Annotated in this window: 12 protein-coding genes; 6 read left to right on the top strand and 6 right to left on the bottom strand. The window is 32.2% G+C overall.

Annotated elements, in window-relative coordinates:
* Window positions 1-78 precede the first annotated feature (78 nt).
* The 4 genes from HGK31_RS09095 to HGK31_RS09080 all read left to right on the top strand — a co-directional run bounded on the left by HGK31_RS09095 (window position 79) and on the right by HGK31_RS09080 (window position 2,502).
* Window positions 79-831: a DUF6090 family protein gene (locus HGK31_RS09095; protein ID WP_191859741.1), complete on the top strand. Its 753-nt coding sequence runs from the start codon at window positions 79-81 to the stop codon at window positions 829-831.
* 50 nt (window positions 832-881) lie between these two features.
* Window positions 882-1,316, top strand: coding sequence for a cupin domain-containing protein (locus HGK31_RS09090; RefSeq protein WP_191859470.1), 435 nt, complete (start codon window positions 882-884; stop codon window positions 1,314-1,316).
* 137 nt (window positions 1,317-1,453) lie between these two features.
* Window positions 1,454-1,822 carry a hypothetical protein gene (locus tag HGK31_RS09085; RefSeq protein ID WP_191859469.1) on the top strand — a complete coding sequence of 123 codons (369 nt, stop codon included), beginning with the start codon at window positions 1,454-1,456 and terminating at the stop codon, window positions 1,820-1,822.
* Window positions 1,823-1,959: 137 nt separating this feature from the next.
* Complete coding sequence (locus HGK31_RS09080) at window positions 1,960-2,502, top strand: DinB family protein (RefSeq protein ID WP_191859468.1); 543 nt, start codon at window positions 1,960-1,962, stop codon at window positions 2,500-2,502.
* Window positions 2,503-2,546: 44 nt separating this feature from the next.
* Here the strand turns inward: HGK31_RS09080 and HGK31_RS09075 are convergent, their stop codons facing one another.
* The 3 genes from HGK31_RS09075 to HGK31_RS09065 all read right to left on the bottom strand — a co-directional run bounded on the left by HGK31_RS09075 (window position 2,547) and on the right by HGK31_RS09065 (window position 4,531).
* Window positions 2,547-3,146: an MCP four helix bundle domain-containing protein gene (locus tag HGK31_RS09075; RefSeq protein WP_191859467.1), complete on the bottom strand. Its 600-nt coding sequence runs from the start codon at window positions 3,144-3,146 to the stop codon at window positions 2,547-2,549.
* An 87-nt stretch (window positions 3,147-3,233) separates the two neighbouring features.
* Window positions 3,234-4,076: an alpha/beta hydrolase family protein gene (locus HGK31_RS09070; RefSeq protein WP_191859466.1), complete on the bottom strand. Its 843-nt coding sequence runs from the start codon at window positions 4,074-4,076 to the stop codon at window positions 3,234-3,236.
* On the bottom strand, window positions 4,073-4,531 hold the full coding sequence (locus HGK31_RS09065) for an RNA methyltransferase (RefSeq protein WP_191859465.1): 459 nt from the start codon (window positions 4,529-4,531) through the stop codon (window positions 4,073-4,075). The genes HGK31_RS09070 and HGK31_RS09065 overlap by 4 nt, the downstream gene beginning before the upstream one ends.
* A gap of 148 nt (window positions 4,532-4,679) precedes the next feature.
* On the opposite strand from HGK31_RS09065, the gene HGK31_RS09060 reads away from it, so the two are divergent.
* Entirely contained in the window at window positions 4,680-6,839 is a 2,160-nt protein-coding gene (locus tag HGK31_RS09060; RefSeq protein ID WP_191859464.1) for a tetratricopeptide repeat protein, read from the top strand.
* A gap of 126 nt (window positions 6,840-6,965) precedes the next feature.
* On the top strand, window positions 6,966-8,129 hold the full coding sequence (locus HGK31_RS09055) for a hypothetical protein (RefSeq protein ID WP_191859463.1): 1,164 nt from the start codon (window positions 6,966-6,968) through the stop codon (window positions 8,127-8,129).
* Window positions 8,130-8,205: 76 nt separating this feature from the next.
* Here the strand turns inward: HGK31_RS09055 and HGK31_RS09050 are convergent, their stop codons facing one another.
* The 3 genes from HGK31_RS09050 to HGK31_RS09040 are packed head-to-tail and all read right to left on the bottom strand — an operon-like array spanning window position 8,206 to window position 13,363.
* On the bottom strand, window positions 8,206-9,660 hold the full coding sequence (locus tag HGK31_RS09050) for a lipopolysaccharide biosynthesis protein (RefSeq protein WP_191859462.1): 1,455 nt from the start codon (window positions 9,658-9,660) through the stop codon (window positions 8,206-8,208).
* Window positions 9,661-10,965, bottom strand: a complete 1,305-nt coding sequence (locus HGK31_RS09045) for a glycosyltransferase family 4 protein (protein ID WP_191859461.1) — start codon at window positions 10,963-10,965, stop codon at window positions 9,661-9,663.
* A complete protein-coding gene (locus tag HGK31_RS09040) occupies window positions 10,931-13,363 on the bottom strand; it encodes a YfhO family protein (protein ID WP_191859460.1) in 2,433 nt (810 codons plus the stop codon). Before HGK31_RS09040 ends, HGK31_RS09045 begins: the two co-directional genes overlap by 35 nt.
* Window positions 13,364-13,377 lie beyond the last annotated feature (14 nt).

The following is a 13,377-nucleotide window of genomic DNA, read 5'->3' as shown; positions in this document are numbered from 1 at the left end:
ACTTGCTAAATTATGTGCAAAACCGTGCAAAAAATCAGACATTAACAGTTATGCTTCATTACTAGAAACCGCTAACCAATGATAAAATTCTTTAGAAAAATTAGACATAAGTTACTCTCTAGAAATAAATTCAGCAAGTATCTAATTTATGCTATTGGTGAAATTATACTTGTAGTTATTGGTATTTTAATTGCATTACAAATCAATAATTGGAATGAGGCAAATAAACAACAACGTAAATCAGAAAATTTAACTATTCGTTTGCAAAACCAGATTAGTCAAAATATTCAACAGACAAAGAACAGAATAGATTACATTAAAATCCAGATGGATAATATGACTAGTCTTATGCACATGATTGGAAAACCATTTGAAGAATTTGACTTTGAACTACTAGACAAAAAAATGAGTATGTTGCTAATTGATTATCATCTTGGTCTTGATATGAATACACTATCAGAAGCCCAAGATAATGGCGAAATTGCATCTCTAAAAAACGATTCCTTAAGAGTTGCACTTTACAAACTTACTACCATAAATGAAACTTTAGAGCAACGTGAAACAGTAGCAAATGGTGATAACCTAAATTTTGTTGTCCCCTATTTTTATAAAAACTCAAATGGAAGAAATATTGCTTCTAATAACGATAGTAATTATAGAAAGAAAATAGGATATTCAAAATTGCATAACCATAATTATAATGATATTTTAAACGACAGAGAATTTGAAAATTTATTAGATTATAGAATTTACTATTCTCAAGAAATACTAGACCGCTATAATTACTTACAAGTATATTTAGAATATATAAAGATACTGTTGGACAAATAAAATAATAAAAGTCTAACACCATTGGAAACTATAAAAACCTTATTGTTAAAATGAAACCAAGAATTATAAAAAATGATGCTGGTCACAAGTTAAATGTGATGGGTGATAATCAAATTATCAAACTGTCATCAAAAGATACCAATGGCCAGTTTACCCTGATTGAGCAACATAACGAACCTGGAATGGGAATTCCACCTCATATACATGAGAATGAAGATGAAGTATTTCACGTATTGACAGGTAAAGTAGAAATGATGATTGGTGAAGAATCAACAACTTTATCTGCTGGCGATATGATCTTTTGCCCTAGAGGGATTCCACACGCATGGCGAGTGGTTGGAGAAGAAAAAGCCAAAGCTATGTTGAGCATTTTTCCAGCTGGTTTGGAAGGCATGTTTGAAGAATTATCAGAATTGCCTGTCGGACCACCTGACATGAAAAAGGTTACTGCTATTTGCGGAAAATATAATTTGAAATTCATTTAAATAAACTACTGTTGCTACCAATGGTAATAGTTTATTGTTACTTCCTACTATACAAAAAACTATTTTTTAATGCATGATTCCTAAAGCGAATAATTCCTGCAGAATTATAGCCTAAACACTGTAGCCAATTTAAGAAAATGAATCCTAATTTAATCTTTTGTGTATTTGCTCTAATGACAATATTTAGTTGTGGAAATGAAAAAAATGATTTTGACTCCAACTCGGAAAAGGTAAAAATTAGAGCATATCAAGAGTCTCAAATCGGTGGTATTGAATTCGTATTATTAATCGACAATAGATTTAGAATAAACCGTCAAGGACTTTTTCGCCCTGAACACTATTTTGGTAATGCAAAAATAGAATCGGACTCAATTTTTCTAAAGTATTCTGACAAATCAATAAATTTTGACAGTATTCCGTTACCAAGAAAAATGAAAATTGAAAATTACCGACTGAAAACGGATTTAATAAATTGGAATTATTATTTGACTATAAATAAAAAATAAAAACCGACTAACGTCATTGAAAGTTCATTGTTTTTGTTTTTTTAGTGTTGCAATTCTAGTCGATTCGCTAAATTAGTTATGAAACTAAAACCAATAATAAACAACATTATCCACTATAAATAAGAAACGATAACAAAATGAAACATTTATCCATTCTGACCTTAACCGTAATCTTGTCTTCAGTTACTATGCAATCATTTGCACAACAAAATGATTTTATAAAAGACTATTTGGAGCGATTAGAAAATTCACGCAATTACTTAATTCTTGTTGCTGAAAACATGCCGGAAGAACAGTATAACTTTAAAGCATCACCAGAATCTATGAGCTTTGCAGAAAATTTAATGCATATTGCTTGGGCCATGGATTGGCATTGTCAAACCTTATTAGGTGACCGAAAGGCAAGAAATTGGGAAACAGACACTGAACTTAAAGTGGCAAATAAATCGAAAGAAGAGATGCTAGCAGCTATTGATAAGACTTTTGATGAAACTATAAAATTTATTAAGAGTTTTGATACCACTAAATTCAATGATAGATTAAACTATTTAGGTTTAAATAGAACGAAACGGCAAATCTTCTTGTTACTTGCTGACCATATAGCACATCATAGAGGACAAATGCTAGTGTATATGCGATTAAATGGTATAAAGCCGCCTAGATACGTTTTATATCAGTAAGTAAACTGGGTAAAAAATCACAGATAGCTCATAAAGAAGCTTAATTAAGCTTTTTCTTTAGGCTTATACATAATGATAATTTGAATAACAATGGCGAGAAATATGAGCAAGTATATTTCTATTTGAGTAAAAAGTTCAACAGTGTCAATGGCTTTCTTGCTAATGAACATTTGCCTTTTACCCTCATCAATCTGAATATCAGATAGGTCATTTAAATCGCCTTTTACAACCTTAATTTGATTGAGATATTTGGACTTATTAGTGCGGTTATCTTGCAAATAGTTGTCTTCTAGTCCTTTCAAAACCAAAACATCTTCCTTGAGATTACTAAAAATCTGGTTCTCTTCTTTTGTTAATTTAGTTTGCTCAAATTTTAATAGTAATTCCTGTAAACTATTATTAACTACTTTATTACTCGAATTAAAAAATACACTATCAGTGCTTACAATGGCTACTTCTTTTTCATGTATCAATTTAGACATATCAAAAATAATATCTTTTGCTATAAGTCTATCTTCATAAATAGTTGTGACAGAATCTTTTACACGTATAAAATTATTTCTATCAATTAAATTGGTTGCGACAATCAATACAAATACTATTAAGATGCCTAATACCCATTTTGCTTTATTATAAAACGCCATATTTGGTTTATTTAATGATTAATGATACTTCTAAATATAATTAAAACTTAAAAAATATATGATAATAAATAGCTTTATTTCAATAGTTCAATTCTTAATAAAAGACACGGTTTCACTAACTACTTCCTGGAGTTCTTGTGGCAATTTATCATCCTCCCACGGATGTTTCGAATTGAAAACATGATCGGCATTTTTTACAGGAAAAAGAACACTATGAGTATGCCATTCATGTAAATTTTCGGCTTCTTTGTACAATACCGAAGTATCGCTAGTTCCATGAATAATTAATGTTGGAATTGTTATCTTTTTTATAGCTTTTTCAATGTTTAATCGGTCTTGATTGGCCTCAAAATCTTCATAGAATTGATAATTATGTGGCATTTGCTGTTTTGTTCTACCATTTAAAACATATTTAACGCCATCTTTTTTCCACTGTTCCAAATCTCCCACAGTAGCTGTACGTTTAGCAAAATCACAAACGCCTGCCCAAGTAATCAACTTGCCAATTCTATTATCTTCACTAGCCTTTATAACGGCTATGCCTCCACCTCTAGAATGCCCAATAATGATGATATTTGACTGATCTATCTCACCACTATAGTTGTTATTATTGGATGTAAAATAATTAAGTACAGCATCAAGATCATCTAATTCTTTGGAATAATTGTTTTCAGCAAAAGCCTCTAAATCTGGAAAATCAATTGGGTTGTCAATTGTTCCACCATTGTGAGAAAAATTAAATTTCACAAAAAACATATATGTCTTTGAGAATTCTTGTGCCACCAAATGCCAAGCTCCCCAATCCTTAAAGCCTTTATAACCATGGCAAAAAATGACTAAAGGTTTTTTCTGGCTATTCTTGTGGAAATAGGCATCCCAAACAATGGGCTTATTATCTTTTCGTTCTAGCACTTGGTTTTTAAGAATCATGACCGTGGTTTGTTTAGATTTCTATCATACATTACAATGCTGCCAGCAACAGATACATTTAAACTTAATTCAGATTTAAATTTCACTAGGTAATGACTTTTTTCAATGGCTTGTTTTGATAAGCCATGATCTTCAGCTCCTAGTAAATAAACACAATGCCTAGGATGTGAAAATGTTTCTAAATCTTGGGCTTCATCTGTTAGCTCCACACCTACTATTCTTGCACCTTTAGGAAGATTATTAAAAAATTCATCAAAAGTATCATAATGAAAATAAGGCATCGCTTTTACAGCATTATGCGTATCACAAGCTTGTTTGGCATAGCGATTGCCTATTGTAAAAATAAAACTGGCTCCTAAATTTTGAGCAGAACGCCAAAGAACACCTAGGTTTTCGGGTGTTTTCCCATTTTGAATACCAATTCCAAAGAATTCATTTGTGAAATTATCAACCATGTCACAAAAATAAATAATTAAAGGGGTTTACTATATTTGAAATGTGAAAAAATAGTCTCTTTTAGATAACTATAAAAAGTCTCTTGAAAGATTAAAAAATTGCTACATTTGTTTTTAATCATATCATAATTTCGCATAAAATATACGCATGCATAAAATTATCCCATTTCTTCTGCTATTAGTAATTCTTGCATGTAAAACTGATAAAACTGTAGATATCCCTAAACAAAATAAAACTGCTACTAACTTGATGGCATCAAATGGCTATATTGGTGATAAGCAGTGTGCTGCCTGCCATCCAAAAGCCTATGATGACTGGATAGGTTCACATCACGATTTAGCCATGCAAGTTGCGAACGATTCAACTGTTTTAGGTGATTTTAATAATATTGAAATAACACTTGATGCAGTGACTTACTATTTCACGCAAAAGGGTGATGATTATGTGGTTAAAACAAAAGAAATTAATGGTGATGAAAATACCTATATAATTGGTTATACGTTTGGTGTGGAACCACTCCAACAGTATTTGGTAGATTTTGAAGATGGAAAAAAGCAGGTGCTGCGAGTGAGCTGGGATACCAATAAAAAACGTTGGTATCATCAATATCCTGGAGATACTATTAGTCCACATGACTGGTTGCACTGGACTGGTGTTTCACAAAACTGGAATACTATGTGTGCCGAGTGCCATTCCACAAATCTGGAAAAAAATTATAATGTTGAAGGCGATAGTTATAATACAACCTACTCATCAATAAACGTGAGCTGTGAGTCTTGTCATGGTCCTGCACAAAAACATGTAAATTGGGCTAAATCGGCAAATGGTAATGCGAGTAAGGACACGTATCTCATTTCTCTTGATACCCAACTAAATCAAATGAATAGCTGTGCACCTTGCCACGCTAGGCGTACAAAATTGACAGAAACTTTAGAGCCAAATATTTCTTTTGAGAACCAATACATACTGCAAAACTTATCAACCGAGTTTTATCATGTTGATGGTCAGATTATGGAAGAGGATTATGTTTTTGGCTCCTTTTTACAATCAGAAATGTATCATCAAGATGTCACCTGTACTGATTGCCATAATGCACATACACTTGAAATAAAAATGAAAGGTAACAACCTTTGTTTACAATGCCATGAGCCTAAATATAATACGCCAAGTCATCATTTTCATGAAAGTGATACCGAAGGATCTCAATGTATTAATTGTCATATGACTGGTAAAACATACATGGGAAATGATTTTAGACGTGATCATAGCTTTAGAGTGCCAAGACCTGACCAAAGTATCACGTTCAACACACCTAATGCCTGTAATAATTGCCATAGTGATAAAAGTCCTGCTTGGGCTTCCCAAAAGATAAAAAGCTGGTATGGTAACGAGCGAGCAGATCATTTTTCAAAATATTTATTAGTAAGTAGTAAAGCTTCATTGTCTTCTGAAGAGATAAGTCAGGTAAATGCTTTTATTAACAATCTGGATTATCCAGCTATTGCTAGAGCAACCGCTATAGATAATTTAGATATTGTTACCGAAGATCAGTATCAAACACTTTTAAGTCGTTTAGAAGATCCATCGCCATTAGTGCGATTTAACACCTTACAAAAGTTTGATCTGGCACCTCCAGAGTTACGAGTTGAAGTTGCTTCAAAACGTCTTTCAGATACAACCAAAATGGTTCGTGTTGCTGCTGCACAATTACTAACTGGTTTGGATTTGAATATGCTGACTACCTTGAATCAATCGGATTTAACCAAAGCTCAAGGAGAATTAGAGACTATGCTTCGTGTTAATGCTGATTTTTCTACTGGAAGACTACAATTGGGCGATTATTACAATAAGAAAAAACAGTATAATGAAGCTATTTATCATTATCAAATAGCCTTAAAAAAAGATAGTCTTTTGCTTCCTGTTTACAGTAATTTGGCTACTACTTATAGCCAAATAGGGAACCCTCAAAAGGCTCTAGAAACGCTCAACATACTTATTGATAAAGCACCTGAAATGAGTCGTGCTTATTATTTACGTGGTTTGATATACTTTGAGCTGAATAAACCAGATAACGCCATCGCTGACCTCCAATATGCTGTTGAATTAAATCCTGATGATACACGATCACTTTATAATATTTCTACTTATTATTATCAAAATAAAAACTATAAGCTAGCAGAACAGTTTATTAAAAAAGCCATAGCCATTCAACCAGGAAATGGAGATTATCAATATCTATTAGCCCTAGTTTATAAAGAACAAGGTAAAACAGATTTAAGTAATCAAATTCTACAAGGGCTACAATAAAACATTGATGTTTAGTTATTTACAAACAAAAACACTTCTGAAAGGTAAGTCGACAATTTCTGTAAATTAATTTTTGGCACGTTGTTTGTTTTCTAATGTTTGAGTTTAATTAAAACCCCTAACATTATGAAGAAATTAATATATCTTTTTTCGGTTTTACTAGTTACTAGTACAGTCGTTACAGCAACCACAACCAATAACACCAGTGCTATTTTAGAAAACACTACCTACAGAGGTTATGGTCAAAACTTCATATTTGTAGAAGGTGGTATTGAATTTTCAGTTTTCCCTGATGGACAATTTGATTTTTATATGCCTCAATATGGACCTAATGTGAATGTAGCTGTTAATGCCCCTGGAGTAAGCATCAGTTTTAATTCAGGATATGACTACAATCCTTATGTACAATATGATGAGTTTGGAGCTATAATTCAAATTGAAAACATACCTGTATTTTATGATTTTTATGGACGTGTGAGACAAGTTGGTGATATTTTTATCAATTATAATGCATTTGGCTATGTTTCACGTGTTGGTGGACTATACGTGCACTACAATCGCTATAATAGATTTTCATATTGTACTGGATTTATAAATCCTTTTAACCGTGTTTATGTTTTTAGACCATGGCATACTTATTACAGGATTCCAGCTTATAATCACTGTGTAGTTTACAATAGACCTTACAGACAGTATTACACCCCTGTACGTTATACTTATACAACACCTTATAGAAATAATTATAGACGTACTACAGCAGTAGCCAGCAGACGTGGTAATACGGTTCAAAGAAGTCGTGATTTAGCAACTAGATATGATGGTAGAAGAAATCGTGTAGCCCAAAACACATCGCACTCAACACGTGGAAATGTTAGTAACAGATATGTACGTTCACAATCTAATAATCGTTCAACCAGCAGACGCCAAATTAATGAGTCTTCTAGAGCACAAAGAGATGTAAAAGCTAACACTAGAGTGAGAAGTCAAGTTACCAATAATGGTGGTAATAGAAAGCAAAACTCAAAAGCTTATAGAAACAACGATAGAACCAGTACTAAAAGATCTGTTGCAAGTAATAATAGACAACAACAGCAATCGAAAGTCAGAAAATCTAGAAGTACGCCATCTCGATATGCTACAAATTCAGGTAGTACAGTACGTAAATCTACCGTTCAGAAAAAAAATAGGAATATTGGAAAACCAAATGCCTCAAAATCTCGTACATATAGTAAAGGAAACAAGACAACTACTAGAAATAATTCAAGATCTAATTCTGGTAGAAAAAAATAAAAACTTTTTGGTTGGTTAGTTAGAAAGTCCTGCGAATAGTATGCGCCTCAAAGCACATTCGTGGGATTTTCTCATTTTAGCGTTTAAGCATTTTATTGAGTATAGCGGTGATTTCGTCAGAAAAATTTAATACATAAACTATGGCTCCATAAAAAACGCCAATGAGTATTGACTTTAAAGCTATATTTATAATAGGATGAAAAGAAAAGTCCCAGAAATAAAACACACCTAAACTTACAATAATCAACATAAGAACTTTAGACGTATTTACTGAAAATGGCAGCATTTTAAACTTATAATTTACAAACCAAATTTTAGCTGAATTATATAAAAACACAGCTATAAATGTTGCAAAAGCTGCTCCGTTGATACCATATATAGGAATAAAAATAATATTTAGTGTAATAGTTAATATAGCCAAAAGTACACCCAACAGTAAAACCATTCGGTAATAATCACTATTAAATAAAATGGCATTATTGTTTCCTAACAAACCATCAATTAATTTAGATACACTGATTACAAGCACTATCAATAAACCTTCAACATAATTTTCATTAATCAATTTGTACAGTTCATTGATATTTAAAACAATCAGCAAGAATATAAACCCACTAATAATAAAAAGGTTTAAGGAGCTTTTCTGGTATAAGACCTTTAATTCAAACTTATTATTATCATTTAGAAATTTAGCAGTCAATGGGCTCACAATTTGATGCATAGATCTGCTGGGAACACTTATAACAGAGGCAATATAAATTGCTACACCATAATAGGCTACGTTTTCAATAGCGACATATCTGTTGAGCATAAACTTATCTATCTCTAGTATTATATTGGCTACTGACCCAGCAATAATGATTAGTGATGTATATTTTATTACGTCAGATAGATTATTTAGTTTGGTTAATTTGAATGATGGAAAGCGTAAACTAAAAGCATATAGCTTCATGATTATCAATCTTAAAACATAAATACCTGTTATACCATATATTAACTGATTGACGCTAATGATGTTAGCATATAAACACAACAATAAAATAGCCGTACAGACCCTATGAAACACTTCTTTCATAAAATTGCCAAAAACACTTTGTAGTTGCACGCGAGCCCAAGCATAGAAAACTTCAAAATATGAAAATGAAACAGCAGTAATAAAAATAAGCCATACATAGTCTTCTACTATGTCATTATTACCAATAAACCATTGACTAATTGTATCAAAAGCTAAAAAACCAATTATTCCCAATGGTATTATTATGGCTAATGGTAGAAATAACATTAAGACCAAAAAACTATTTTGAGTAAGCCTGGTTTTATAAGATGAATAAAACTTTATGATGGTATTGTGCACACCAAAAGCCAAAATAGGCATCATAACATTGGCCGTAGAAAGAATATATGTTATCAGTCCAAAATACTCATCACTCAAAAACTGGGTAAATAAAAACAGAACATTAATAGCACCAATACCAAAACCTAAATAGGTAATAATCGTGTTTTTTATCGATTGGTTTATAACAATTCCCATTTATAATAGTTCTGCCAATGCTTTTGTTAATTCTTTTCTACTAAACTTTTGCAAGCCAATACCCTGTGCTTGTAAGTCACCTTTTTTATAACTCAAATAATGTTTTAAAATTAAACGTTTTAAATCATTATAACTATCATAATAAAAATAGGAGCCAGTGTTAGTTTCTTGTAGAATGCGTTCTACATCAGAGCCTTTTGGGCCAATAGCAACGATTGGTCTTCCTGAAACCATGTATTCAAAAATCTTGCCTGGAATTATGGAAACTGTTTCCGGTGAATCAATTTCAATCAGCAATAATAATTGAGCGTTTCTTTGATTTTCAACTGCCTGTCTATGTGATACATACCCAATGTTTTCTAAATAATCAATTAAACCATTAGAATCTATTTTTTTAAGCACTTCTTCACTTACATAACCTACAAGTTTTAACTTAAAATCATGAGCAAAGCCCGGTTGATTCTGAATTAAATCATTTAAAACCTGCCAAAGAATAGTCGGATTTCTTTCAGATAGTAAAGAGCCAATATGTGCTATTGAAAATTTGGAATCCAGGTTGGTTTTTATGGAGGGTAATAAATCATACCCATTTGTTATCACACTAATGGGCTTATCAGTTATTTTAGAAAACTCTTTCTTTGTGACTTCACTTGTGACAATCACTTTGTCAGCAGCTTGTAAAACATTTTTTTCTAATTGCTTGTGTTTCTTTTGAGCGGTTTTGGTAAGTTTGAGTTGCTTATGATATCCAATGGTAGTCCATGGATCTCTGAAATCTGCGACCCACTGAACATTGTCACTTTTTTTTAGTTGCAGTCCTATCAAATGCAAGCTGTGTGGCGGGCCTGTTGTAATTATTGTTCCAATACTATAATCTTTTATGTAAGTGCTTAAATATTGAACAGATGGTCTTACCCAACTCTTTCTAGCATCAGGAATAAATAGGTTACCACGAATAAATAATAATAACTTATCTAAAACTGTTTGAGATTTTTTGTTTGGAATAATCCCTTTACTGATTGTTTTGGATTTCTTTTTAGATAATATACCTGCAAACTTATAGGGTTCACGGATTGGTTGTTTAATTATAGTAATATCATCAGAAACCTCATTAATTAAACTTTCATCAATAATGGGATAGTTTGGATTTGAAGGTACATAAACAATAGGTTTTATACCATATTCGGGTAAATACTTAACAAACTTCAACCACCGCTGTACACCAGGTCCACCGGCTGGAGGCCAATAGTAAAGAATTATTAGTACGCTTTTAGGCACTTTTTTTTGATTTGTTACTGTATTCATAAAACAATCCAGCTATTAGCAAGATACCAAAAATAATACTACTTGCCAATGCAATTGTACTACCTGTTTTGATAACTTCTGGATCAAACTTAAATTCAATAACATGCTCTCCTGAAGGTATAGACATACCTCTCAAAACGTAATTAACTCTTATATGGGATGCTTTTTTTCCATCAATATAAGCTTGCCAACCATTTCCATAGTAAACTTCAGAAAATACAGCAAAACCATCTTTTGTATTACTGGATTGATACTTGATATAATTTGGTTTGTATTCAAGTACATTAATACGTGCCAAAGAATCTACTTGATAGTTAGGTTTTAAATTGTTTTGTTCATTTGTGAGCTTGGTATAAATAGCTTCTCTTTTGGTATCTAAACTATCCAAAGCCATGATTTCTTCGTTGGCTGTATCTTTTAACGTTAATTTTTCAACAAACCAAGCATTGCCATTAGCATCAGCATTGGTGTACGGAAACACCTGACCTTCATCATCTTGCGCAATAATATACTTGGTATTAAGCATATTGAGTACATTAATATTGTTTTGGCTAATGTAAAACTCATTAACTTCATTAAATCGCTTCAGTTTTGCAGCATGATAACCACCAAGCGCATTGTGGAAATACGATGATCTGGCACCTCCAGAAGTCACATCAAAAACTCTAAAATTAGATTCATCATTGAAAATTATTTTATCAGCAGCATTAGGTTGAAATGGTTTGTTTATTTGTAAAGAGGATACAAAATCGTCATTGTTTACATAGCGTCTATCTACACCAACCAAATCAAACAAAATCAACACCGCGAATGAAATAGTTAACAAGGTTTCAGAAATCTTATTTTTTATAAACATCCAAACTAAACCAGCAGATAATAAAACCAGTATAAGTGTTCGTAAACTGTCTTGAGTAAAAATCATCTTCCGGTCGGCTTTAACTGCATCAATAAATGGCTGGCCGTAGTTTTGACGCCATAAGCCATCATTGGCTCCAACAAAATTGAATAATGTTGATTTAAACAATAAAACAATTAAAGCAAAACCTCCTGTAATTAGTAGAGTATATTTTAATGCTTTTATTTTAGCTTCTTCATTTTCATAGCTATTAAACAAACGCACCAAACCAAAAATGGCGAGTATTGGAATACACAATTCTAGAATAACCTGAATAGAACTTACGGCCCTAAACTTGTTGTAAAGCGGAACATAATCAATAAAAATATCAGTTAAGAATCCTAAATTTTTACCGTATGATAACAATAGAGACAATATAGTACCACCCACTAGCCACCATTTTAAACGACCTTTTACCAAAAACAAAGCCAATACAAACAAAAATATAACAACAGCTCCAATGTAAGCTGGCGCCTCTACAATAGGTTGCTCTCCCCAATATGTTGGTATTTGCTGGGTTTGTTCTAAAGCTTGTAATGGTGTTGCTCCCAGGCTTAAAAAGTAATCATAAGAGGCTGAATCCTTGCCCACATCTTCATAGCTTCCTCCTCCTAAAAATCGTGGAATATATAGATTGAAGGTTTCTAAAAACCCATAACTGTATTCCGTAATATAATCTTTATCTAATCCTGATGTGATTTCTTTTGGAGAACCATCTGGGTTTATGGTTAATTCACTTTGACTACGTGTACTTTCTTTGGCATACTCTTGTGTAGCCATAAAACCTGTAGCGTTTAAACCAACTGACAAGAATACTGCAACAATTAAAATTCCAACCGACTTAAAAAAATGTGGTAAAAGCTGTTTCTTATAAGCATCTATTAAATAAGCGATTCCTAATACAATGACAAGCAACATTAAATAGTAGGTCATCTGCGGATGATTGGCAACTAATTCTAGTGCTAAAGCAACCGTTGTGAGCAGAAAACCAAGAATGTATTTTTTCCTAAAAGTTAGAATAATACCACTTAAAACCAAAGGCATATAAGCTATGGCGTGGGCTTTACTATTATGCCCAACACCTAAAATGATTATGAGATAAGTTGAAAATCCAAATGCCAATGAGCCCAATGCTGCCAATTTATAATCTACTTTCAATACGAGGAGCAGAATATAAAAACCTATAAAATAAAGAAATAAATAGTCGGCAGGACGTGGTAAAAATCGCAATGCCAGATCCAACTTTTTAATATAATTATGCGGATATTTAGCACCCAACTGATAGGTTGGCATGCCACCGAAAGCACTATTAGTCCAATAGGTTTCTTCGCCAGTATTAGCTTTAAAATCTTTTTGTTGTTTAGACATTCCTATGTAATGCTTTATATCATTCTGGAATATCTCCTTGCCTTTGAGAACTGGATTAAAATAAGCTAATGAAATACATATAAAGCCTAACAAAACAAGAATATGTGGCAGGCATTTTTTTATTGAAAATTTCATGAATGTGTATTAAT

Origin of the sequence: Hanstruepera ponticola, assembly GCF_012931685.1 — a bacterium.
Classification (GTDB): domain Bacteria; phylum Bacteroidota; class Bacteroidia; order Flavobacteriales; family Flavobacteriaceae; genus Hanstruepera; species Hanstruepera ponticola.
Note: the sequence above shows the minus strand (reverse complement) of the source record. Positions and strands in the feature narration are given on the sequence as shown.

Bases quoted from the DNA above. Each gene is read 5' to 3' on its own strand.
- HGK31_RS09095 (WP_191859741.1), top strand. From the start codon at position 79: ATGATAAAATTCTTTAGAAAAATTAGACATAAGTTACTCTCTAGAAAT.
- HGK31_RS09090 (WP_191859470.1), top strand. From the start codon at position 882: ATGAAACCAAGAATTATAAAAAATGATGCTGGTCACAAGTTAAATGTG.
- HGK31_RS09085 (WP_191859469.1), top strand. From the start codon at position 1,454: ATGAATCCTAATTTAATCTTTTGTGTATTTGCTCTAATGACAATATTT.
- HGK31_RS09080 (WP_191859468.1), top strand. From the start codon at position 1,960: ATGAAACATTTATCCATTCTGACCTTAACCGTAATCTTGTCTTCAGTT.
- HGK31_RS09075 (WP_191859467.1), bottom strand. From the start codon at position 3,146: ATGGCGTTTTATAATAAAGCAAAATGGGTATTAGGCATCTTAATAGTA.
- HGK31_RS09070 (WP_191859466.1), bottom strand. From the start codon at position 4,076: ATGATTCTTAAAAACCAAGTGCTAGAACGAAAAGATAATAAGCCCATT.
- HGK31_RS09065 (WP_191859465.1), bottom strand. From the start codon at position 4,531: ATGGTTGATAATTTCACAAATGAATTCTTTGGAATTGGTATTCAAAAT.
- HGK31_RS09060 (WP_191859464.1), top strand. From the start codon at position 4,680: ATGCATAAAATTATCCCATTTCTTCTGCTATTAGTAATTCTTGCATGT.
- HGK31_RS09055 (WP_191859463.1), top strand. From the start codon at position 6,966: ATGAAGAAATTAATATATCTTTTTTCGGTTTTACTAGTTACTAGTACA.
- HGK31_RS09050 (WP_191859462.1), bottom strand. From the start codon at position 9,660: ATGGGAATTGTTATAAACCAATCGATAAAAAACACGATTATTACCTAT.
- HGK31_RS09045 (WP_191859461.1), bottom strand. From the start codon at position 10,965: ATGAATACAGTAACAAATCAAAAAAAAGTGCCTAAAAGCGTACTAATA.
- HGK31_RS09040 (WP_191859460.1), bottom strand. From the start codon at position 13,363: ATGAAATTTTCAATAAAAAAATGCCTGCCACATATTCTTGTTTTGTTA.